Annotated in this window: 25 protein-coding genes and 2 pseudogenes; 4 read left to right on the forward strand and 23 right to left on the reverse strand. The window is 38.0% G+C overall.

Going from position 1 to position 24048, the window contains the following annotated elements; all coding sequences use genetic code 11:
* Positions 1-4: 4 nt before the first annotated feature.
* Positions 5-1348 carry a VasL domain-containing protein gene (locus PZ638_RS13795; RefSeq protein WP_242439566.1) on the forward strand — a complete coding sequence of 448 codons (1344 nt, stop codon included), beginning with the start codon at positions 5-7 and terminating at the stop codon, positions 1346-1348.
* On the forward strand, positions 1341-3077 hold the full coding sequence (locus PZ638_RS13800) for a type VI secretion system baseplate subunit TssF (protein WP_004256025.1): 1737 nt from the start codon (positions 1341-1343) through the stop codon (positions 3075-3077). Before PZ638_RS13795 ends, PZ638_RS13800 begins: the two co-directional genes overlap by 8 nt.
* A 344-nt stretch (positions 3078-3421) precedes the next feature.
* Here PZ638_RS13800 and PZ638_RS13805 read toward each other — a convergent pair whose 3' ends face one another.
* From PZ638_RS13805 to PZ638_RS13865, 13 genes are all read right to left on the reverse strand, one after another.
* The gene (locus PZ638_RS13805; protein ID WP_094960744.1) at positions 3422-3754 is read right to left on the reverse strand and encodes a GAD-like domain-containing protein; all 333 of its coding nucleotides are present in this window, start codon (positions 3752-3754) and stop codon (positions 3422-3424) included.
* Positions 3755-3772: 18 nt separating this feature from the next.
* A complete protein-coding gene (locus PZ638_RS13810; protein WP_180312030.1) occupies positions 3773-4402 on the reverse strand; it encodes a GAD-like domain-containing protein in 630 nt (209 codons plus the stop codon).
* Positions 4403-4496: 94 nt separating this feature from the next.
* Positions 4497-4889 carry a thioredoxin family protein gene (locus tag PZ638_RS13815; RefSeq protein ID WP_180312031.1) on the reverse strand — a complete coding sequence of 131 codons (393 nt, stop codon included), beginning with the start codon at positions 4887-4889 and terminating at the stop codon, positions 4497-4499.
* Positions 4882-6171, reverse strand: coding sequence for a hypothetical protein (locus PZ638_RS13820; RefSeq protein ID WP_094960770.1), 1290 nt, complete (start codon positions 6169-6171; stop codon positions 4882-4884). The genes PZ638_RS13815 and PZ638_RS13820 overlap by 8 nt, the downstream gene beginning before the upstream one ends.
* Before the next feature lie 25 nt (positions 6172-6196).
* The gene (locus PZ638_RS13825) at positions 6197-7159 is read right to left on the reverse strand and encodes a beta propeller repeat protein (RefSeq protein ID WP_094960741.1); all 963 of its coding nucleotides are present in this window, start codon (positions 7157-7159) and stop codon (positions 6197-6199) included.
* Positions 7159-8742 carry a PAAR-like domain-containing protein gene (locus tag PZ638_RS13830; RefSeq protein WP_140170760.1) on the reverse strand — a complete coding sequence of 528 codons (1584 nt, stop codon included), beginning with the start codon at positions 8740-8742 and terminating at the stop codon, positions 7159-7161. Before PZ638_RS13830 ends, PZ638_RS13825 begins: the two co-directional genes overlap by 1 nt.
* Positions 8743-9762 (reverse strand): 3-oxoacyl-ACP synthase, encoded by a 1020-nt coding sequence (locus tag PZ638_RS13835; protein WP_180312032.1) that lies wholly within the window; start codon positions 9760-9762, stop codon positions 8743-8745. It lies immediately after the preceding gene.
* Position 9763: 1 nt separating this feature from the next.
* The gene (locus tag PZ638_RS13840; protein WP_094960738.1) at positions 9764-10816 is read right to left on the reverse strand and encodes a DUF2169 family type VI secretion system accessory protein; all 1053 of its coding nucleotides are present in this window, start codon (positions 10814-10816) and stop codon (positions 9764-9766) included.
* Between the two features lie 14 nt (positions 10817-10830).
* Positions 10831-11361: a DUF6484 domain-containing protein gene (locus tag PZ638_RS13845; protein ID WP_094960737.1), complete on the reverse strand. Its 531-nt coding sequence runs from the start codon at positions 11359-11361 to the stop codon at positions 10831-10833.
* Positions 11362-11363: 2 nt separating this feature from the next.
* Entirely contained in the window at positions 11364-13553 is a 2190-nt protein-coding gene (locus tag PZ638_RS13850; RefSeq protein ID WP_180312033.1) for a type VI secretion system Vgr family protein, read from the reverse strand.
* A gap of 84 nt (positions 13554-13637) precedes the next feature.
* Positions 13638-14156: an Hcp family type VI secretion system effector gene (locus PZ638_RS13855; protein WP_004250011.1), complete on the reverse strand. Its 519-nt coding sequence runs from the start codon at positions 14154-14156 to the stop codon at positions 13638-13640.
* A 614-nt stretch (positions 14157-14770) separates the two neighbouring features.
* Positions 14771-15346, reverse strand: coding sequence for a YcxB family protein (locus PZ638_RS13860; protein WP_094960735.1), 576 nt, complete (start codon positions 15344-15346; stop codon positions 14771-14773).
* Between the two features lie 205 nt (positions 15347-15551).
* Entirely contained in the window at positions 15552-16016 is a 465-nt protein-coding gene (locus PZ638_RS13865) for a hypothetical protein (RefSeq protein ID WP_096864213.1), read from the reverse strand.
* 299 nt (positions 16017-16315) lie between these two features.
* On the opposite strand from PZ638_RS13865, the gene PZ638_RS13870 reads away from it, so the two are divergent.
* On the forward strand, positions 16316-16435 hold the full coding sequence (locus PZ638_RS13870) for a DUF3944 domain-containing protein (protein ID WP_377145485.1): 120 nt from the start codon (positions 16316-16318) through the stop codon (positions 16433-16435).
* 76 nt (positions 16436-16511) lie between these two features.
* Here the strand turns inward: PZ638_RS13870 and PZ638_RS13875 are convergent.
* The 6 genes and pseudogenes from PZ638_RS13875 to PZ638_RS13900 form a co-directional block, all read right to left on the reverse strand.
* Positions 16512-16688, reverse strand: a pseudogene (locus tag PZ638_RS13875) (Arm DNA-binding domain-containing protein); the annotation flags it as partial.
* 560 nt (positions 16689-17248) lie between these two features.
* Complete coding sequence (locus tag PZ638_RS13880) at positions 17249-18070, reverse strand: GIY-YIG nuclease family protein (protein ID WP_247047439.1); 822 nt, start codon at positions 18068-18070, stop codon at positions 17249-17251.
* Between the two features lie 94 nt (positions 18071-18164).
* Positions 18165-18371, reverse strand: coding sequence for a hypothetical protein (locus tag PZ638_RS13885; protein WP_154632348.1), 207 nt, complete (start codon positions 18369-18371; stop codon positions 18165-18167).
* Positions 18372-18399: 28 nt separating this feature from the next.
* Positions 18400-18687: a hypothetical protein gene (locus tag PZ638_RS13890; RefSeq protein ID WP_247047440.1), complete on the reverse strand. Its 288-nt coding sequence runs from the start codon at positions 18685-18687 to the stop codon at positions 18400-18402.
* A 664-nt stretch (positions 18688-19351) separates the two neighbouring features.
* Positions 19352-19924, reverse strand: a complete 573-nt coding sequence (locus PZ638_RS13895; RefSeq protein WP_102139341.1) for a cytochrome b/b6 domain-containing protein — start codon at positions 19922-19924, stop codon at positions 19352-19354.
* A 409-nt stretch (positions 19925-20333) separates the two neighbouring features.
* A pseudogene (locus PZ638_RS13900) lies at positions 20334-20521 on the reverse strand (hypothetical protein).
* A 943-nt stretch (positions 20522-21464) separates the two neighbouring features.
* Between PZ638_RS13900 and PZ638_RS13905 the strand changes: the two are divergent.
* Complete coding sequence (locus PZ638_RS13905) at positions 21465-21887, forward strand: hypothetical protein (RefSeq protein ID WP_272674311.1); 423 nt, start codon at positions 21465-21467, stop codon at positions 21885-21887.
* A 178-nt stretch (positions 21888-22065) separates the two neighbouring features.
* On the opposite strand, the gene PZ638_RS13910 is transcribed toward PZ638_RS13905, so the two are convergent.
* The 4 genes from PZ638_RS13910 to PZ638_RS13925 all read right to left on the reverse strand — a co-directional run bounded on the left by PZ638_RS13910 (position 22066) and on the right by PZ638_RS13925 (position 24019).
* The gene (locus PZ638_RS13910) at positions 22066-22362 is read right to left on the reverse strand and encodes a hypothetical protein (RefSeq protein ID WP_272674312.1); all 297 of its coding nucleotides are present in this window, start codon (positions 22360-22362) and stop codon (positions 22066-22068) included.
* A gap of 349 nt (positions 22363-22711) precedes the next feature.
* Complete coding sequence (locus PZ638_RS13915; RefSeq protein ID WP_272674314.1) at positions 22712-23260, reverse strand: hypothetical protein; 549 nt, start codon at positions 23258-23260, stop codon at positions 22712-22714.
* Positions 23261-23423: 163 nt separating this feature from the next.
* Positions 23424-23615: a hypothetical protein gene (locus PZ638_RS13920; protein ID WP_004255159.1), complete on the reverse strand. Its 192-nt coding sequence runs from the start codon at positions 23613-23615 to the stop codon at positions 23424-23426.
* Between the two features lie 38 nt (positions 23616-23653).
* A complete protein-coding gene (locus PZ638_RS13925; RefSeq protein WP_272674315.1) occupies positions 23654-24019 on the reverse strand; it encodes an HK97 gp10 family phage protein in 366 nt (121 codons plus the stop codon).
* Positions 24020-24048: the final 29 nt, after the last annotated feature.

A 24048-nucleotide genomic window follows, 5' to 3' on the forward strand; every position in this document is an offset into this window, starting at 1 on the left:
CGAGATGAAATCAGAACATTTAGTCATTAAAATCGGGAGCTCCCCTTTAGATACTCCTGAATTTATTGCTCTTAAAACAGAATTTAACAAGTTAAGTCATCCTGCACGTCCGGAGGTCAGTTGGACGCTTATTGAATCACTTTGTTTGTCTCTTTTTAAAAATCATGGTATTGACCTACAAAGCGGTGCTTATTACACAATTGCACGACTACAACGCCATGGACTCAGTGGCTTTACTGAAGGCTGTGAATTATTAGCGAGTGTTATTGTTACTCATTGGGATGCGTTATGGCCTGAAAAACCGAATCAACGAACAGAAGCACTCAACTGGTTTAATACAAAAGCTAGCGCCCTGCTCCGCCAGCAAACCTATGAAACAAAAGACCTCCGTTTGGTTTACCGCTCAGAACGCGCGCTACAATTAATCATTGATAAACTGGCTAAAACAACGTGGGAAAAACTGCCTAAAATTGAAAACTTGTTATGGTTCTTTCAAAATTTAGCCAAACAACTTGAAAAACAGGAAGAATATGCAAAACAGAATACATCCGAATCTGTCACGCTCCCGCCTTTAGTGTATATCCAACAACCTGCTAAACAGGTAGAGCAACCATCACCAACATTTATTTTTGAACCCCCAGAGCCCGCATCAACATTAACAGTAACAACTAAAAAAATGAGCGCTACCCGTGGTTTTATATGGGGTTGTGTGCTCAGTAGTGCACTCTTTTTAGTCAGTGGATTTAGCGCCTATCTTTATTTTAAACATGAAATGGAGGCTATAACATCCATTCCTGAAGGTGCTGTTGCCAAATGGTTATTTAAACCCGAAATAAATACCTATGAATATCATTTAGCTTTGCTCGAAAAGCGTTCCCCTCTCGCTAACTTGAAACTGATCGAGAACATGCAAGAAAAAGCAAAATCTTATTGGCCTGCGGATGCTGATCAGGCTTACCTCAGCCGAAATTGGCAAAACCAATATGAGGCGCGTTTAGAAAATATGCCTATTAATGATAGTTGGTCTGAAACAGCAATGTTGTTACAGCAACTTTCAAATAAAATTATTCAACAAGAAAAAAACCGAGGTAGTTTTACATTATCCTATTTAAAAACTGCCATCTATGACATTCAAAAACAGCACAATAAAGTGGAGCCTATTGAAGAAAAGCTCCGTCAATTATCGCTACAAATTAAAAATGGGCAGCCGGTTCCCCCTGCCACACTCATCAATATTGATAATAAAATTAATGGATTATTAGCTCGTTACTATGAATTACAAAAACAAGCAGAGCAAAAAGGTTTAAAACCCAGCTCATATTCATCTTTTGGATTAAGTCATGAGTGAAATAAAATATATTAAAGAAAAGCAATACTTACAAAAGCTATACAGTGAATATGCAGATAAAAAGCCACATTTAGCTGACGTATTAGATCCCCAAGATCCGCAGACAAGCTACCTATTAGAAGGGTTTGCTTTTTTATCTGCGCGTTTACAGGATAAAATTGACGATGCATTTCCTGAAATTACATTGCCCCTACTGCAACGACTAGACTCCCAAGCTATAAAAGGGCTTCCAGCAACGACTATTGTACAAATTGACCAAAGTGAATTGCTTTCTTTTCCAGTAGAGATAAATAAAGACCATCTTGTCTTAGGTAATAATGGGGCTCGCTTTAGTTTTTGTCATGAATTCGTCGTAGCACCCTATAGCCTTCTCGCTAGAAAAGTGATTCAGCACCCAAATCGTTCTTGTATTTCACTTGAATTACAGTATCGAGGTGAAACTAAATTTCATTCAACAAGTTCACTTGATGTTTTTTTAGGAGCCAATAAAAAAACATCAGAAACCTTACTACTCGCATTTAGCCAATATTTTGAAAAAATTGAAGTCATCCATAATCATATTCGCTATGAGGGAGATCCCCTTAACTACGCTTTCGAGCCCAAAATCGGAAAACCCTATAAAATTTTCCCACAAGAAAATGCATCACTCAGCGCTCCACAGCAATTATTGGAAGGCCTTTATTTACCTCATGTTCATCATTTTGTTGAGCTCAATATTCCCCAAGTTGTCACTGAGTTAGATTGGGAGCAAGAAAGGCGTTTTACAGTTAACATCTATTTCAATCAACAGCTTCCTTTGACACAAGAGGAATGTGAAAATAGCTTTTATTTAAACTGTGCTCCGGCAATGGATACCGAAGCACAACACACCTTGCTAATTGATTTTAAAGAAAATAAATCAAGTTATTTGCTTCCTATCCCTAGCCATCACTACTTGGCTGACCTCTTTGAAATTCAACTTTCACTTGAGCCACATGAACAAGAGAGAGGCATATATTGTCATTTTTATCCTACGACAGAATTAACGGCATCTTCACGCCTTATGCCTCAATACCATAAAACCCTTTTTTACTCCTTAACGATGGAGAAAAATATTACGGGGCATACTCTTTATTATTTAAACTTTTTTGATAATAAAGGCGCCCCTATGGTAACACCGCCCAGCTTACATTTTTCATGTGTTTATATAGGCTTTGAACGTAACCAAAAAAACGAAATTGGCTTATTAAACCAACACAGTGAAAAAATGCCTGACGGAATTAAAACAGGAAATATCACATTATTGTCACCTTGCTATCCTCCCATCGTTAATAACCACCATTTTTGGCAATTATTATCCCATTACAGTGCTAATGCCTCAATGCTAATGTCATTAGAAAGCGTAAAACACTTAATTGCTGATTATATTCTCTATCGAGATACTGATAGGCAAGTGACACGAAGATGTGAGCGATTATTATCTGGGCTCATTGAGCTGAAAACACATTTATATGATCATATCTTAAAAGGTAAACCCTACCGGTGCTTATCTTTATCTCTACTACTTGATAACGCTCAATATGAAAGCGAAGGTGAAGCCTTTGTATTTACCACTCACCTCTATCACTTTTTCCCATTTTGCCTATCCGCGAATATGTTATTAGAGATGTCGGTGACACTGAATAACGAGAAAAAAACAAGGTGGCATTTATCCCCATCCCCCCTAAAAGGACATAAGTCGATGATTTAACTATCTCTTAATGAGTAACTAATTAAAGTATCCCAAAGACTACCTCAATATAGTAAAGGGGAGCATAAAAAGTGTGGCGCAAAAACGCTTCAATTGCATCCCCACCCCATGAACCTATGAGGCAGCGTTGCCTGCTTTTAAAGTTTCAAGGTTGCAGTGACTCGCTGTTGTAACGGGCGAATAATCCTATCTCTGTTTAATGGCTAGAATTCATAAAACCCATCTCACTGCGGCGAAGGTATTCTTGCCCAAACTCATTGTTCAGCTCGCAATCACAAGAACTCAGTCTATTATTTAATTTATATTATTTCAGTAAATATATCATAGAAAATAAGAATGATATTTTAGATAAACTTGATTACAGGTGTAATTATTTTCCTTAATTCTAATAAATAATCAATAGCATTTACTTTGTTAGATGCATTAAAATTTAATGTTTCTAGTTTTTGGATAATGGGATCAAAGCAATAAATTTCATTTTCATTTAATCCCCCATATTTTTCAACTAAAGAAAAAAGACCATATTGATAACGACTCCAGCCTTCATTTACCCAACAATTAAGTAAGTTATCGGGTAAAATAGTTTTCCATCTCACAATATATTCAGGTGAAACATAACGAGAAGTTGTTGCTTCACCAAGACTATCGATTATTGATGCGAAGTAAAGATCTCTCATTATATTTTCTCTTTGAATCTAAATATTAATTTCATTAATTTCTGGTTCAGCCAATTGGGCTAAAATAGACAAATGAATACGTGCATCGACTTTTTGGATATGTTTAATATCAAGTTCCCCACCTAAAATAATCGCAGGTTCAAAACCAAATATTTCATTATCACCAAGAGGCCCAAGTTTTTTTACCGCTTTTTCAAAAAGACCTTCTTTACTATGTCTATCTATCTTAAAAAATGCAAATAGAGTCTCTATACTAATGTTTAAACTTTTTTCAGTATGCTGTTTTTTCAATTCTTTAGTTTGTACAAATAGAGTATTAAATGCCGTATTAATAACTACACACTGGCCAGTTCTTTCACCGCATAAATAGATATTCCCAAATCCATTAATGGCAATCGCATGAAAACTATCAATTTCCTCTAAATAAGTGTTTTCCAACCACTCATCGACAATATCCTCATAGTCATCAGGATCTACAATTGTAAATAATCCATTATAATAACTACTCCATCCTTCATTGTGCCAATAAGTTAAGAGTAATTCAGGTAACTTTCCTCGCCACTTATCGATTTCTTCCTCAGAAACAAAACGAGATATAGTGGCTTCTCCAAATTTTTCAACAAATAATTCAAAAGCTTCATCGCGCATCTTATTTTCCTTTTCCTCGGCAGACTTCTAATTCTATCGTTACTTTTATTAAATTGTTTGATTTACAGTAAGGCAAGGTATCCTGATAACCATATTAATACGGTGTTCTCTGTTGGAAATCAGGTGCACTTAAATACTCTCTTACGCCAGGATCAAACTCAACATCCATCACTTTATCTGAGTTTAAGATACTTATGATGGCGTCTAGTCCTGGCCTAATGGGACCTAAAAAATGAATATTTTGTTTCTTTTGTATCAGTACCACCGGAATTACATCTAGATCAATTTCACTCACTAATTCAGGATATTCATCGATATCAATCCAAATAAAACAATCATCAACAAATCTTTCAGACAAAAGTGTGAAAGTGTCTTTCCATGATTCACAATTATGGCACCAAGAAGCACAAAAGCTTATCACCAGTTTTTTTCCAAAGACTGATTGATAACGAATATTATCTTTATTTAAATCTGGATAATTAATCACCTCTACTCCTTATATTTATTCGATTAAAGTAACAAATATTATTGTATTTAATTTTATTACTCAGATGAAATAAGTGCCAATTTGCTATATGTCTTTCAAGCTGACAACCATTTTGAATAACCGCCTCACAATGAGAAATAGAAATAGTTTTACCTAAAAGTACTTTCCCTTTAAAATTCAGTGATAGTACTGTCCTTTTTACTGCTTCTTGATTAACTTGATTAACACTTGATGAAAGAAAACGAACTCGGCTATCAACCGCTAATTCGGCCTGTTCTACAGAGGCAAATGTCAATTCAGGTGAATTCACATCAATGCCTGTAATCAAACAAATACCTTTAAATGCTAAGCGCGATAATTCAGGGACATCAAGATAACCAATAAGATTTTGAAGATAAGCGGTATTACCGGAATTAGCATAATAAACAATCTTTAAGTAATCAGGCAGTAATTGTATTTGTTCTGATAATACAACTCCATCAAGCATAGAAGATGTATAACCCATCAATCTAGCGATATTCTCTATTATTTGTGAATGAATTAAACCTTTACTTCCTTTTAAGCTATTTTCATTTAAATACAACTGAATGAGTTGAATTAATGCGGAATAAATACGATTATAGTCATCTGAAAGCCAACTAATTGCCTCTATAGCGGCATATTTTATTGTAAGGTCTGTTTCATGATTAAAGAACTGCCATAGGTCTTCAGATACGCTATTTAGTCCCATATTTTTCGTATAGTCACATAGCGCTATTTTGACCTCTTTTGATGGGGAACTTAAATACTGTAAAAACGTTTCGTATTGAATAACCTCAGCATCATATGCTTTTATTTTCAATAGCGCGATATAAAACATAAATAAATCAATATCTTTAAGTATTGCTAATTGCGCATTTCTAGATGTGATTTCCACCCGAACTAGAGCATCTATAGCACCAATAAATGCATCAAAGCCTAATGTTTTTATCGTTCGCCAAAAATTATCAACGTCTTTCTCATTATCTAACTCATTAAAAAGCGAAGCATAAATAAAGGCATCCTCATAACCTTTCCAACGTTTTAATGCGGACAATGCTTCATGTAAACCAAGCTGCCCGGCATGATATAAACCGTCAAGGTTCGCGTTTAATAGTGCATTAAAGTGATTAAATCGCTCTACATTAATTAATGAAGAATAACGGCTTTCATGTAGCGTTTTATAATAAAACGTCGCATTATTCAGATGCTGCCGAATAATCGGAGTTGGATTTAGAAAATCAATAGAGATTACTGTTGACATATTTTTATCTACTAAACATGTTTTATTAACTATAAGGCCTAACAATCTTATGCCATACCGTTCCATCATACAGGTCTACACTATAATCACCCGCTACCACTAAAATGCCGTCACGCACATCCATATGGCCAGACAGAAGAACAGATTCATCACCATCCATCGGGCGTACCATTTCATTGCCGTCCCAACACTGTAAACGATAGTCATCACAAGCCCAGACTTTATCTTCAAACCAGCGCAGTTGATTCAGTAAAATCGTCGAGCCCCCGTGGTACAATTTTTCCCATTGGAATTGACGGCCACGCCATAGGCTGCCGCCTTCACCACCGATATACACATAACCATCTGGGGCGCACAGCACTGCGCTTAATTGTTCATTGGAGGGAAAGCCACAGGGGATCCATTGTTCACCATCATAGTGCCAGACATCCCCTTCACCGCCAACGGCATACATATCTTGCTCTGAAAAACCATCAAGATCCGTGAATCCCATATCGGTATCTGTTTCTCCACCTGGAATACCTTTTTGAAGTCGCACCCATTTACCAATGTCGACACGTTTATAAATTTCACGTGCAGAGCCGACATAATAGGCATAACCTTCAATGCATTTGATATTTTTAGGATTTGCAAAATCACCTTCCATGACCTTTTCTAAGGGAAACTTAGAACCACTACCCATAGATTTTACAAACCCATCATCCCCTCTAGAAGCAAGCATCCCTTGTTCTTTTGGTTTGAAACAAACTCCCACTTTAGGACTATCAAACCCCTCAAATCTAATATAATCAATCGGGTCATCTGGTGTATCTAAATAAATACATAACAACTGTGAAGGTATTTCACTATTCCAGAGATTTCTGGCTTTTTCATAGGGAACATCTTTGCGTAAGCAAAAATACACGATATTTTTATCTCGGATTGCACATCCAGTAAAAATATACCCTTTGATATATTTAGCCCAATGTTCTTTGGTAACATAACTCATTATCTTTCTCTCTCTTTTTCAACTGTTATTGGATTACCTCGAGAGTCTTTGGCAGGCAATCGTGCATTCTTACACATCGGCAAGTAGTAGCCCTTAAGTTGTTCTCTTATGCAATGATTAGAACAGTTGGCATATGGAAATGTTTTTTTGTGGGAACGTACCGCCGCATCAATCGCCTGATCCATACTCAGTGTATTATTATCTAATTTATTATTTTTAACTAAGCGGCTAAGTTCATCATCCATCGCCGTATGAATACGCCCATGGCTTCCACCATGCCAAGAAGTTCCTTCGACACAAACAGTTGGGGCAATTGACGCATCATAATTTGGACAGGCGTCTTTTATCATATTGGAATAAATTAAATGATGCCCCGTTTGCCCTTTGCAACACCCGCCGTTGTTGGCCGGCTCCGTTTTACTCCCTCTAGCCCCCTTAATGGCATTTTTTACAGAATAGGGCACTAAATTGCATTTTCTTGCCCGTGCGCATGCATTTAATGAGGCTAATATTTCTTGCGTGTCTTCGGCTAACTTTTGGGCTCTTTTTATTTGTTCTTCAGGTGACAGATTTTTATAACTCTCCGCTTCTTTCATCAATTTCTTGATGTCTTCGGCTTTTTCGGATAACACTTTGATTTGCTCAAGCCCTTCTTCAGCCGCTGATTTAATAGAACTAATCTCAAAGCCAGAATAAGCAAGGTCGCCCAATGTCCAAATGGCCATTGCCGCATTTCCCCACGCTGGAACAGCACTACCCACAGCTTGTTTTGCAACTGCTTTCGCCCCTACTTTCCCCAAGGCTTTCATTGCTGCATTTTCAGCCATGTCCGTTAGCTTACTTTTTAATGCATTAACGTAATCCAACTCACTCTTTAATGTCTGTATCGACTCAGACATATCATCCATGTATTCTTTCGCCATTTCCTGCATTTCTTCAGGGGTATTTCCTGATACTTTTATTTCAAGCCCAGCACAATGGTCATCCGTCCAATGCCATTTTTTGCTGTTCTTTTTATTTTGTCGTTGCTTTTTTTTTGCTAAAGCTTTTCTGAGCTTGCTCTCTTTTTTGAGCGTTTGCTGTGTCTCTGAATTATCTTTATCCGGCTCACAACGTTTTTCAACTTGCGTATTTTCTTTATCACACGCTTTTAATCCCCCAAAAACACCGCGGGAAACATAAGGAAAAGTCGGTGTATTAGACGGAAAAGAACCATGGTTGTGTGTCATTAAATCTTGATGGCGGGCAACGCCATATCCTTCAAATTTCACATTCAATGACCATGAACGGAAATAAGCCTTACCTTTGATTACTCCCGTCATCACCCCTTTAGCTAACCCATAAGTGGCAGGTTCATCGCCAGTACTAGTAGAAAAAAATGAACGATCTTCCTGGGCTACCATGGTATTTTGAATAAACACCGTTGCGGTGCCATTTGATAACGCATCCGCTTTTGACGTATTTGGATAAGGAACTACACTTGGCCCTGGAGACCAGCAAGGGTCTGGAAATGCGGCCGTTGATACGCCATCAGATGCCTTAGAGCATGCTTCTCGATCATTAACATAGACACGTGTATCCATCTATTTAACCTCTTGATATTGTAAAATAATCGCCGTTCTTTCCCCGCTATCTGCGCTAGATATCACCAATCCGCTATCTCCGGGTCCTTCTGGATGTTTCATCCATTCAAACAAGGTTGCCAACATCATCACACTGCTTGCTGCTCCTGTTTCACCTAGGCTTTTAGCAATTAAATAATGAGGATAATGTGCAACTTTTTCTTTTAACGTACGAGTTGTTGCCAACGATATTTCTTTAAAATAAAAAGATTCGCCATTAGCGTCGCTAATGTGAAATTGAGTATCACTTAATGAAAGATATGAGCCTTGGCAAGCATGCTCAATTGCCTCTGATAAACTTTTTACTCTTAAGGGTAATTTAGTTTGAAGAATATGTGCCGCTTCTAGCTGAGTATCAAAACCAAGAATATTTACATGACTGTGCCTATTGTCTGCTAGTGTCAAGACGACTGAGGCTGAACCTTCCCCAGGAATAAAACCATCTCTGTTTTCTGAGTGTAATAACCGATGTGTGTCCATATAATGGCGAATAGTTTCTGCGTTAAAATAGCTATCGCACCCAATTAGTAATGCCACGTCAGCTGTTTGAGTTGACAATATTTCCTGTACAAAAGGCAGGGCTTCACCGATCCCGGCTTTACCTCGGTTAAATGCTATCGAGTTAGTATGAAAAGGCTGTAAGACTGTCTCTGAAATCATCTTAAGCCATTGAGGGAACATTCCTGGCCTATCTTCTTCCGGTAATAATAAACACACTACAATGTGTTCTTTATCTACCGTGATGGTTTTTAGTGATTGCTCAATGACATCGTTAATTAAAGCAATAAATCGTGCAGGTCCCCATATTTGGCAGTCATATAACAGAGAGCCAATGATTGGGTGATTTAGTGTGTCTCGAAAATGAGTTTCCCGGAAATGGTCTAGCCCCGCTCGAATAGCCGCGGTAGCAGAAAATAGGTCCGTTCCCACAGGGGTACATAGTCCAGCAGAAATAATTGACAAATATGGTTTATCTTTCATCTTACCCCCGACATGTCGACACTGGTGCTTGGCGAGATACGTAACTATCTAATAATGGCCCTACAAGCACTTGTTCAACATCTTGAATAGTACGGATCTGATGATGACAACGCCAAATAACAGAGAAATAATTCTTTTCGGGTTCAAAATAGAGGGTATCTACCTTAGGTGTTAGCAATACTACCTCGCCATCACGCTGATATAATCGTACGGGGACATTATTTAACCTTGGAAGCTTGAAATGAATTTCTGGACGAGTCGGATGTATATTGGTTAACGTAATCACTTCATTACCGACAGGAAAATCAATCTGTTGGTCATCTGGTACAGATTGGAAATAACATTCATCAAAATCATCCGGTAGAAACGGTGCCGTTTCATTACGCCATTTATCATCGAAAGTTCCCGCGTATTTCACACGCTCCCCGTAATGGCGGGGTAATACTGAGAGGGCAATAGGCTTAACATCATTATCAGGTGCATCGACTAGTTCTTTTGGGTTTTCTAATTGGGGCATCATCATCTCCCCATTCGGTTTTTCTAAAGAAAAATAACCTCTTCCTAATGGATTAATAGAGTGAGAGATCATCTCATCTTGGAAATGATACTGCCCACCAAAAGCAAAACCATAATGTAAAGGAACGGTTGTAAACGGAGTCACATCACCTGCCGTATAATGTTCAGTTCCCTGTTGCCACTGTCGGTAACCAATGACAGAGAGACTTTTTTTCATTTCACCGACCTGTACCGATACCATTAAATGCTGAGTCGGTTCGGCATTCGGTGCAAACGCGTTAGCATTAAAGATCACATCACACTTATGCTTTCTTAAGACAAAGTCAGCATCATAAAGAGGAACAGAAGTTCCCACTTCACCAGTATATGTATCCGTATAAGCCAGTGCTTTAGGAGGAATAATTGGACGTGCAAGTTGATTATCATCAGGTAAATGGTAGCTAGCTTTCATCACCACAACCAGATATTCAAATCCCGCTTTATCAATCATCACTGTCGCTTTAGCCGTCGTATGTTTAGCGTTATTTATCAACTCCATATTCCTAGTCCCCTTCAATTAACTTGCACTGAACCGCCCTTAATACGGTTCGTTGCTGAAGCATAGTTATCAATATAAAGCGCTTTTATTTGCACAAAACCATCCGCAGTAAGAGTTAAACTCGACTCACCACACTGTAATGTAATAGATTCACTTGCTTGAATATGTAACTGCCCATGCTCTGGAGACGAAAACATCATGTTATTTAACGGAGTTTCTGGCAATATCATCGAATGATTGTTTTGTTGGATCAGCCCCATGATTAGTGGGTTCTGCTTATTACCATTGATAAATTGAATTGCACAAATTTTACCTATGTCTGACTCCACTATCGGCGCTAAACTCAACGCTAAAATAGGTGTATCAATCTCATTTAATGCAATAAATACACTTTTCTCACTGTAGCTAACAAGCCGAGCTAATTGAATCGATGGAAGTCTTGCTTGCTCTTCAGCCAAAGAAAGAGGTTCTGTTTGTTCAATGATTTCATCTAGAAGTGATGGATCATTTGGTCGTATTTCATTGGTTATGGATAATTTTGTCATGACTAATTACCTAAAATAGTTTTAGCTTTAAATGTAATATCGCCATTAGCTTTAAGGAACTGATCACCTGACGTTTCAATAATAACTTCATGACCCTGAATACGAATATATCCGTCTTTATCCATTCGCAATATCGATTTTCCACACACTATTTCAAATGAATCGCCCGCAACATATTGGATATTTTCCTTGACTATCGACGTCTTATTCGCACCAACCCTTTGTTGATAATTTTCATTGACGTGCAATTTTTTACTTTCACCCACTTCTTCATCTTGGTTTAGGGTCACTTTGACCATTTGATTTTTTTCAACCACCTCTAAATGATCAGCCAACACATGCGTAGTCCGATTATTCAACACTTTGGTATTCATATCCTTCTGGGCATGTATAAACACTTCCTGTTTGCCGTTTTCATCCTCAAAGCGCAGCTCGTTAAACCCTTCCCCTTTATGGGTTTTCGTCCGAAACGTGGTACGGGTTTTATTTTCAGGAAAACTGATTGGAGTCGCATTGCGACCATCATAAGTACAGCCCGTGATAATCGGCCTATCAATATCCCCATTGAGGTAACTAATCTGAACGACCGTTCCGATGCGTGGAACCGCAGAAAAACCATAGCCGCCGCCACTCCAGCCCATCGCAACACGCACCCAACACGAAGCACTATGGTCAGGCTCTCCACGTCTGTCCCAGTGAAAATGGACTTTCACCGCACCATGTTCATTGACATAGATTTCTTCACCCGGAGGGCCCACGACAGTCGCAACTTCATCACCATCCGCGGTGGGTTTATAACGATAAGGTGGCCGCCACTCTTGCGTACCAGGGATAAAAGAAACGCTGTTCGACAACTGAGTACCATCCCCTCCGCCATTGTCTGCCAGAGGTTGAACACCATGATGACTCACGCTAATAACTTGCCAACTGTCATTCATTGGGAGGTGAGGATGATTTGATAAGGTGAAGATTTTACCGGGCATCAGCGCAAAGCAGTTTGTTGTGGCACTACCCACCTTGCTCCCATTACGTAACTGTTCAAAACGAATTTGGGTGAGTGGTTTGCCCTCTTCATCTAATTGAAAGCGACCGTAACTTTCAAAGACGCTGTGTTGCCCACCCTTTTCCAATTTATTTTCATGTCTAAGCGGGTAGGAAGGACGAATGAAATTATTGTCTTTATGAATGGTTTCATCCACACACAGGTATTCACCGTACTGCCATGTCATGGCGGTACTGTCGCTGATATCCGTATCCGCTTGCGGGTTATACATCAGGTTAATTCCCGCCGTCATCCCCATATGTTCGTCACTGTAAAACAATTGGTTTTCTTCAAACCAAAAGTTAATCCCTTCCTCAAAGGCGAGACGACACCAAAAATCAAAGGCGGATTCTCGCTTTTGGGTGGTGTAAATACGTTTGGGATGTAAGTCATCACGGTAAAACTTGCAGTCCGACTTCACATGCGCTTCATCCAGCAAGGTTTTTAATATGGTCGGTACGTTTTGATTTTGAAAAATACGGCTATCTTGATTAAGGGTCATTACCCACATTTCTGGACGAATATCAAAGTGATACCACGTCTTTACGCCATCCGTATTCCCTTGAACCGCCCCGGCTAAAATGCCATTCACTTTACGGACTTGGACACCATCACGCTTGACGGTTAAAGAAGAGGCGACGCCAAGGTGTTTCTGAAAATCAATAAACGGTAAGGCACTAACAGCACTAATCGAAAGGGAAAATAACGAAGACAACCCTTCCGTTAAATTAAATTCGGTAACTTGAAAAGTTTCATCGGGTAGCCCAGCAATTGAGCATGTAAACACCAAGCCACTTTCCAGACTTCCCATGCCTAGTGCATCTAACAATGCCCCGTGAGCGGCTTGTAATGCCTGACTTTCTGAAAAAGTTTGTCCACCACCAAGTTTTAATCCACCACCAAATCCACCGCCATGGATAAGCGGGTTATTGGCTACACTGTTCAATTGGGATGTCGCCTGAGTTGCCATAGATGCCGCTGTTGATACCAAAGCCCCCCCTTGCTGGGCTAATGCTGCCGCTTTTTGTACTTTACTGGACACCAACTCATTGACTTTAGATTGCACTTTATTTTTAACTTGATTTACCGCTTCATCTTTGACAATAGAAACGGGGTCAATGGTGGTTTTTTTGGGGTCTTTGCTAAACATCACTAGTCTCCATGACAAAATGGATAAGAAGCGGGGAACGAAATAAAAGCGATGACGAGCCCAAAAGAGCCCGTCAAAAAGGTATTACGCTTCGAGCGGTGCGCGCCAGTCATCAGCACCCGATGTGCCTGCAACCGTGTGCTCCCAGTCCACTTTGCGGTAAGACAGAGAGACTTCGATTAACTGCGTGAAATCGGCTTTTGCCGGGTCTTGGCAGTGTGGCATTTGGCAGTCAATATTGACGATAGTCGCATCGGTTAACGTGGTGGTGAAGAAATGCTCTTGTTTACCTTCAACTGAGGTGCGGTACCATTTTAGTTCCACTTTCGGCAGCATTTCGCCAGAGGCTAAGGCGTTATACAGCAGTGGAACCGCTTTATTTAACGCCACGGTGAAACGGAACGGCTTGTGCGCACGTTGGCCTGAAGGCTGGCCGGATTGCGGGTCTGTCGGTACAGTCACAACGTGAGAAAATTCTTGCACCAGCATTTGGTCTTCATGACCTTGTACATAGATGTTACCCACAGAATCCGCAGTAAATGCACCGGCAGTGATGTTGCCTTGGGTTTTTCCTTCAATGGAAATATAGCATGGAGTTGGCATAGCGATATCCTTTATCAAGAATGACAAATTGAGTTAAGTAAATATAATTAACTGTTAATTTCCGTCATCTCAGCCAGTGCGCACGGTAAGATTTGAGTTAAGGATAATAAAAGCTTATGGATAGACTGTAAACCTAGCGGCCTTTTTGTATCTCCCTAGGATAAGTGACTTAGCGTAAACTGGTTGAAATATCGCTATATAATTTCAGAAAAACACTAAAAATGAATCATAACCGAATTATCATCGAACAAAAAATAGACCAAACTGCGATAAGCCCAGTAAGTTCTAATGTACATAGAAATAAACTATGTAACCAAATATTTCAATCGAAAAAGTAATTACAACAAATTGATTTTATTAAAATAGTTCCACAATCACCATACAAGTCTTGTAAGTTTAATTTTTCCTCCTTATTTTAATAGTGTATTAATCTGCACATATCTATTTTCTTGGTGGATAAATTCATATAAAATCAAACTAATTTCATTTAGCTCTGATAGAATCATTTTTTCATAGCGATAATAATTACATCATCTGTATCGTGTACGTATATTAGTTACGGTCAAGGCGTACAAGTCCAATAATAAATAACTAGACTGTACTTTGAGTATCTATCATGGTTTATGGTTATCAATCTGTTCCATAACAAACTGATATAATTTATCAAACTCGCCATCAGCTAAAACCCTCGCAGGGATAACAGTGCCTTCACCATCAGAAGCAAAAATAAACAGATACTCTTCCCTGATATAACATTCTTCTATATTTTGCCAAAATACCCTGACTAAGGTGCCCCTCGTCATATTGTCTATGTATTTCCTGTTAATTTTAACTTTGACTAGAGAATCAGGATCGCTATGTTCTTTTTCTTCATTTCTATATAAGTAATGCATTTCTATTCGAAAGGTTATATACAAGCATGCTAACGAGCTGACTAAGCCACAAAAAGAAAAAAGACCTAAGTTTTTTAAGCCAGAAAAACCATCTACAACTGAATAAGCCTTATACCCAATCATCAATAAGGCGATCCCCGATACAATCGATGCTATAGCTAATAAATTCCATAGATTAGTAAATAATCTGTATGGCATTTTTTCCTTATCTACAGTAACTGGCATTTGAATGAGTTTTCGTATTTTCTCTGCTTCCAATCTTGATGGTGAAAATTGAATTTGATAACGGCTTTTCATCAACTTTAATTCCTTAATTTATCATGAAGAATGAATACCAGAGTTGACTATACCTCTCTTCGTATTCATGCATTAGCTATGGTCAAGGTATTCCGTTAATCGGTAAGTCCGGTGGCTGTCTTTCTGAAACCGAAGAAGCCGAAGTGGAATATTTTGATAGGTGATCAAAATGAGCCAACTTGAGTAGTTGGCTCATTTGTTTTTATTACTTTGCTGATACTGACTGAAAATAATCTTTAACTCTAGAGGATTTAAAAAGAATATAAGTCAAGAAAATCATTATGATTGGTAATAATAATACACCTATAACACCGCCTGTTTTCTCTGCCATGCTTGAAAACCCATTTCCTTCGAGTGCGTTATTAATCCCTTTAAATGCAGAAAAAATTGACATTAGCGTTATGATTGACCATAGAATTTTCAATAAAGCTGCTCCAATTTTTTTCTTCATTAAAACTAAAACCACAGTTAAAACTTCTACTGTCGGTAATACAAGTTGATACAATGTCAACCCAATAATTAAGAACGCCCCATCAGAGCTACTCCAGACATCAACTGATGAACTTAATCTCAACATGCTAGAAACGTAAAAAAAAGCGCCAGTTATATGTATAAGCATGAAAAGGGAAAAAACAATTAATATAACCCATAGAGAAGCGGGCATTTTCATAACGACCTCCTGTGTCAAAGGTCGTTATGTTAATTTAACTTAAGTCAAGTGTCATTGTTTTGTTCAATGTCGCTTCTTGCATATTTTTATGCCTATTGATACTCAACGATTTTTCAAATATATATCACTGACACGAAACCCAATAATTAAAATTAATATCAATCAGTTAAATTAAATCCATGACACCCCTGTCATTTCCCTTCATTTTTCTCTCGAAAAAAAGCCAAATAGCCGGACATAACCTGCCTGGTGAGGTTGTTATCGTGGTGTTCTCTTTTTCAAGCTAGGGAATAACACTGATGGCAACTTACCGATTAGATACCGATTTAGCGTTTTTACGTGAATGCAGTAATGAAAAACTGGGCTTGCTTGTGTCTGTACTGACTCATGACAGTATTGATTCACCGTTCATTGTCTAATACACGCCACCAGAGCAGCGTCCCTCGCTGTTCGGGGCTTTTATGTCCTCACACAAGCTATTGTGAAACGGCGTTTAACGGTTGGATAAATTCCAATAGCTAAAAGTTTCTCTTTACCATCGATTCGGTATATTAACCGCCAATATTTTCCGTCATTAGTTTGAACCGATAGATACAGCCCACCACCATCAGATAGTTTTTAGTCTTTTTCTTTAGGCTTACTGGAATCAATTTGCTTAACGGTTAGCTTCATTTGGGGGTACTCAAATCATGGGGTATAAATGTACCCCATATGTACCACCTGAAGGGGGGTAGTTTTCAATAGACGATAGTAGACGTTGGAATAATGGGATTTAGTTGGAATGCTTGTTTGCTTGTTTGTTTGTATAACTTAAGGGGATTGGAAGACTTTAGAAAATGTTGCTAGAAGTGAAGATGGCGGAGGAGGGAACCACACATAGCAATCAATACATTGATAATAAATAATTATTTAAATTCTAAATTTATAGATACCCCCAAATGTACCCCCTAATATTTTTGTCATACCTGTTTTGAGGTGATTTTTAATCTCAATGTTAGCCCTACACTTTCTAGTAACATCATTGCATAAATATCAACAATGGCAATTTTATTGCAGATAATGAAACACCAACCAGAAATAACCCTGCCCGTATTTTTACTGCCTCCGTTTCAAACGGAACAATAGCAACCGAAAAATATTTTTATAGGTTGCTATCTTTAAGGCATGTGGTCAATTAGAGAATAGAGAGAAAGATACGCCAACAAATGAGAATTGATTGTTTTTAATACTATTTAGTTCAGGTTATATCCAGTAATGCGAGAAGCTAATATTTCTTTCCAATATGATTCCCTTTCATATACATCTTCTTCACTAGAATTAATATCTAGAACTTCAAGTATTGCAAATTTTATATCATTTAATCTTTCTTCATTTGTAATGTTAAACTCTTCTTTCAGCCCCTTATTGCCTCCATGACCATTATCATAATATTGACACCAGCGCCCCCAAATCCCACTTTGCCCATCAGCTTTACCAACATACAAACGCCCCGTCTTGGTATCAGTTAAGACATAAATACCTTTCACAGATTTTAAAGCAAATTTCCAAGAACTTAAGTCATTTTCAATTATCTTACCTAGTTCGTTTCGCGTTAGGTTGATTGTCTTATAACTTTGAAATTTCTTAAATCCTATTTTTTGCGGTGTTATCTCATGTATGGCTAAATCTTCTGATAACGTTTTTGCTTCAGGATAAGAATTTCTAGCCTTATATGCCGAATAAACATATAAACGCCCTTCATACTCACTTGTGGGGCTGACTTTCACCAAGTTATATTTATACTTTGTTTTTCCATTCTTTTCGTATGAATTACATCCATCGCTAATATACAAACCAGCAAAAAGCCACCTTCCAGAACGTCCAGCTTGTATAAGGGATATAACAAATTTACGTTCAAAATTTTTTCTCGCTTGGTATGACTGCCATTCGTCAAACTTAGATTCTCTATATTGATCTAAAGGGTTTTCTTTGCCATTCCATCTAGCTAAATGAACCTTTGTTTTACTTACTTCAAATTCAGGGTATAGCAGTTTTACATACTGAAATAATTGCATATTATAACCTTATATCTAGTTACGAGATTAGCAACTTACTTTATACAAGAAAGTGATTTGTTAATATTTATAAAACGCAATATCTAGTATTGTTCTATAATTTAGACCATACATCCCATTGATAATGCTCTATATCAATATTGCTGTCTTTTGTAGCTACTCCATTTTGCATCAGTGGGGGATTTTCTTTAATGCTTTTTAATGACTCTCCTTTATCTAGCCTTTCCCATATCTGAAATCTCGCCGATTTTCTTACCGTAGGGGATTTAATGCTCCCTCTAATCACTCCAGTTTTAAACATATTTTCTCCAAAAGTAACCAGTACAAACCTAATAATTAACTATCTGCGCCCCTGTTAGCTGATAACCATTAAACCATTCATAGCGGCCTGTAGCCGTGACTTTGTTTCCTTTCTGGCAGGTCATTAGCTCCAGCGCGTTAATATCGAATGCTACTATCTTTAATGGGTACGGGCTACGCTTGTCACTCTCAGCCTGAATAGTCATTATGGCCATTACTTTACCTGTAGCTGTTTTAACTCGCTCAGGGGCTTTTATTACCGTTCCTGACGTGGTGATCCTGATTGATTTTGCTTTTCTCATTTCTGGTTTATTCATCTTGATACCATCAAAATATAAGCTAGTGGTTAAAATATAATGCTAGTGGGACTCAGGAAGATCGGATAATAATCCTAATTTCTAGGGTTGATCTAAACGTTAATTTATCCATGATGATACGGGATAATCCCGTATGTATCTATAAGCTATTGATTATGCTTAATTCCGTTAAATCGACGGAATCAAAATATAATTGATTGATAACGCTTAATTCTGTCACAAAACCAGATTAACGCTCATTGGTCATCGTTTCAGTGACCAATGGTAAGAGGTGGCAATGCATTGTTTTCATTACTAACGGTTAAATTGACCGCCTGAAACCTTGTAGTAACCTTAGTGTTAGTTTCCATTTCCTAAAGTGCGTTTTCACTGGAAACCATTGTGGAAACCTCACCGTAATCTCACCGTTATCGGCTTAATCCTCCCCGTAACATCCCCGTTTAACCTTACCGTAACCTTACCGTTCAATCACATTATACGGGCCGTAATAGGACCGTTATTTTAGCTTTAGTCATTCATGTTCAGAGTAGATAACCTATTGATTTACTAAGTAACGCATATTTGCGTCACGGTAACTTATTAGCATCTACAGATTGCAACAAAATATCATTTAATGAATATGGGCGACTAATCACCCATATTGCCAATGAGGTATCAAGCAAACCTATTTATTTTTACTTTTTTTCCAAATTATAAAATGAATAATCCCTAAACCACCGTGACCATAAATATAAATCTCAATTAAAATTGTGAGTGATTTATGAATACTTCTAGCCTCTAAAGCAAGTGGTGACTGCTGTAACCATAGAATAAACCATGCAATACCAGACAAAATAACAATTGATAAAGCACCTAACCCTAACCCTTGAACTGTCGCGGCAAGCCCTTTAGGTGAGCTGTCTGGTAGCTTTTTAGCTAAAAGAGAGTTTATATCTTCTTTGATTTGCTTAAAGTCCCCCCAGAGATAGGGATAAAAATATCTAAACCCTCGCTGGTTAAAACATAACACGACTAAAAAGAACGTTAAGAAAAAAAGCACAAAACCTGAAACGATATGAATCCAAGTGAATAAATAAGTCTCGTCAAAAAACGGAACAACTACTGACTTAGTTCCCGTCATCCAATTACTCACAATGATTTGTGATATTACCAAAAGTAGAATTAACGCATGTAAAATTCTTATTTTTTTAGTCTGATAAAGCCCAAAAAAATCCCAAATCGATTTTAATATGCTCACAATGCTTCACCTTTTTTATAATATTTCTCACAGACACAATTTAATAGCTTATAACACTCTTGTTTATGGCTTTAAGTCCTAAGCGTAGAATATTTTATATGAAATATAGTTCACATCTACCAATTAATTACGACCATCCTTTTAAGATGATTACATTTATCGTTATGAGATGTTTTTATTATCAGTATGAAATTAATATTCAGAGGACAAAATTGTCCTGTGGGTATCGCAATGCTTATTTGCATTGTGGTTACTTTTGGTGGTTACCAAAGTGGTTACTTTTATCTCATGGCCATGATTAGAATATTGCCAGCCAGTGACGAGCCTCCAATTTCAGAGCCTCATGACTCCTTAATCTCAAGGAGTCCTATTTAACCGCCTTAAGTACCCTTGATATCAAGGCAACCTATTATCGTTTTGGTGCTGGCTTAGTCCATTGGTAGGTTGGTGCTGTCATTCTCCGTCTGTGACGCTCTTTAGCCTGTATTGTCTGTGCTACACCTGTTCTAATGGCTAACCTATCGCGTCCGTTGAGTGATTGCCCTGCTGGTGAGCTAACTCCATCATAACAGCTTCTATTGCTTCACGTTGTAACATGGCTTTACCTCAAAGGTGTTGTGATTATCGCTATACCTTGATTGTGCTGAATTGGAACAATCAAAGCCCATCATTCCACTAGCATAAAACATGCTGTTTTGCTGCGTACCATTCTGCGTACTTTCCCACAACATCATGATTTTATTTGATTATAACGAAATGCGAGAATTAAACGCATACCTACTGCGTACCTATTTAATTTTGGACGGACTTATAAATTTGTTTGGCGTGATGACAAGTTTTGACAAGTTTTCGACCACAACAATTAACAACATTTACTTTGTTCTCATGTCTGGTTTTGTCAGGTTCTGATGTCAACAATTATCAACATTCAGCGGATAGAGTATCCAGTAAAATATAGCCTTTTCGGTGGATACCAAAACGGATACCTTACAATCACTATAACAACACCATAGTACCACCGTGGTTTATATTAGTACCATTTCGGTACGTTATTACCGTGATTCTTTTTGATGCCAAAATAGCTATACCGTGTTTTTATAGGTTAGCTGTACTGGCTAATATTTAGCTACTATGGCTAAAGGCACTAATTTGTGGTTTTGATATGAGAGCTTCATTTCAAGCCGTCCTCAGCACCAAGGGTAGCATTTCAACTGTCACCCTTTCCGACTATGGCCATAATCACAATCGTTAACCCTCCTCAATTTTGAGGGCACTGTTTCTATTGATAAATACAGGTTCAAAAATGAGCTGATTGATTCTATTGGTAAAATTAGACTGTGCTCAAATTTGAGCTTTGCCATGTATTCAGCTAGTTACAAGGCGCAATAATACGCTTTGCTTGTTTTACAGTAAGTTACTCTAACTTTAAGTTATAGAATTAATCATTAAATCCACCAGCAATTTTACATTTTCTAATCTGTATAACAGTGTTATACACTGATATAATAAGCACTCAATGAATTAATAACGGACTATTATCATGAGTAAATCTAATCTTATTGCCTTTCGTTTACCTGCTGAACTGCAAGCACTGTTTAATGATGCTGTATCGAACTCTGGTACTGATAAAACAGCGTGGATAGTCTCAGCTATCAAAGAGAAGCTAAACCGCCCAGACAGTAATCCTGACGCTCGTATGCTATCGCTAGTAGAACGCCTAGAATCGTCTGTAGCGTCTTTAATTGCTGGTAAGGCAGATATCCCACCGTATACCTATAATGAGTCTGCTGTCGTTTCTGTGGTTAATTTGGTGCTATCAGAGGGCATAGATAACGGGCGGATTATCGCAGAACGAATTAACGAGGCTGGATATCAAACTAAAGGCGGTAAAGCGTGGGATAAGGATATTTATTCAGCGTGGAAGCGTCACAAAGATATTGCAGGTAAGCTAAATTCAATTTAATCATCCTTACCTAAGAATCATAATTAGGTGGCTCAGAGAGTTTAGCTAACTAGTGCTCTTGTTTAGTACGAAATAAAATGACGTGGTAAAGCAAAGAAAAATCAGATGCAAGGTAAGGAAGGCACTTAAACGCTAACTTCCTTGCACACTGTTTGTGACTATAAAATTTCAAAAGACTTCAAAACTTAAGCTCTTCTATATCCTTATATAGAGTTATATCAGAATTATTACCGAGAAGATGATCCCTTATCATTACAGTTATTTCATAAGTATTTTTAATAGCAATAGCCGCTCTATGGTGATTTAAATTAATAGTTAATTGCTTCTGAGTTGGGACTGGGAAACCAGGACGAGCAGATAAGCGTTTATTAGTCATCGAATCAATAACAGAAATAGTACCGTCTATAGCAGAATAAAATTGCTCTTTAGATAAACCATTGTAATAGACAACAAATTCATAAGAAGGATTGGACATAGAAGATACCTATACTGTCATAATACCAGAAATAAAATAGAGCCGTTGTTAATGAAACTCTTTATAATATAATCTGTCCATCACTAAAATGCTAATCATCACCGTACAGAATATAGAGTTCCCAGTATGTACAAAAATTTGTGTTATCGACCCTTGCTAATATTTGTGCATTTCTTTTATTTATTTCGTTTTGCAGAGTGCTCTAGTATTCACTAGTAGTTCATGCTCAAAAAAGAGGTGGCACTGCCTGAAATACGTTAGCAAATGTTAGCATCTGAACGTTATCAAATGTTATCATTCGACCAGTAATAATCTTAGGATTTCTTAAGATTTTGGCATTAGAAAAACGTTAAGAATTACTTGCGCGTTTAGCATCACCCATTGCTTTCTTAATTGCTGGTATTGCGTCTTCATAATTAAAATAGCCGCTAGATGGATGATACAAATAGGCTACTTTAACATTATCATTTAACGCAGGACCCCATTCACCTAACATAGAGCCTAACACTATAACTACATCGGGTTTCAATGATTCTACAACGGCTAAAAACGGTTTTTCTGCTGCTTCCCACATTTCAGCTGTTGGCCTAATTCGCCCTGACTCTCCAACAATACCCTGTACATAATTGTAGAAAGCTACATGTTCCCAAAAATTAGAACGTGTATCTTCTGATAGTTCATCTTCACTATATAGCCCTAATACAGCTTTAGTAATTTTAGTAAAAAACGCATTGGGATGATCTTGGGCGTTATGTTTTACAACATGTTGAGTCCAATCACTATCTGGCTCATCATCATTTTCAGCGTAATGAGACTCACCAAGTATGAGTATTTTTATACCAAACATACTATTTTCGTAATTAGCACCAACCCAAGGATAGAAATTTACATTTTCCATTTTATTTATCACCCTAAAATCAAATAATTCTATCTACATTAGCACTCTCTACGATGTACATAAATCATCATTCCTAACGTGCCCGAAAATCATCATTCTTAGCGTGTCACTAAATCGTCAAAGGTTTATAGTCTCGCACGCGCACGTACTGTTGCATAAATCATCAAAGTTCACGCTGTAGCTTCTCAATGATTGCTTGCCTCACAAACTCCGCACGATTGCCCCTCGTCACTCTATCGGCTCTAATGTGAATATCTACCATATCAATCACTGACTGCTCACACGTCACGATTAGGCGCGTTGTCGGCACATCATTAAAATAACGGTTGGTTTTCTTTTTGATTGTTTTCTGCATATTTCCCCTCGCGCGTACTGGTATCTAAATCATCAAAGTTAACGCTTCAATTCTTCCTGAATATACTTAGCTAAATTGGGTAACGTTTCCTCTACACCTTTTTTCAGGAACTCTTTTTTAGCCGTTGGGCGTTTAAACTTCTGCTTAACTTTCGGGTCATGCACATACGCGGCATAGCTGGCGGAGTAACCAATACGCCCCGTTACTCGTGTGCCATTAACGGTGACTGTTCGAAACTGGCTGTTAATCAATGTTGAGGTATCGATAGGCGTATAGACTGCGGCCTGTGCTCCAGCATCGATAAGAAACCGCTGCATAGCTAAAGACACTCTTTGCTGAACATGGCTAACATAGCGGTCAAAACCACGGCTTCCACCTTTCTTAACAACTTTCATTTTTATCATTGCGGTACTCCAATAAAACTAAAGGGCAG

The sequence above is a fragment of the Providencia hangzhouensis genome (assembly GCF_029193595.2).
Classification (GTDB): domain Bacteria; phylum Pseudomonadota; class Gammaproteobacteria; order Enterobacterales; family Enterobacteriaceae; genus Providencia; species Providencia hangzhouensis.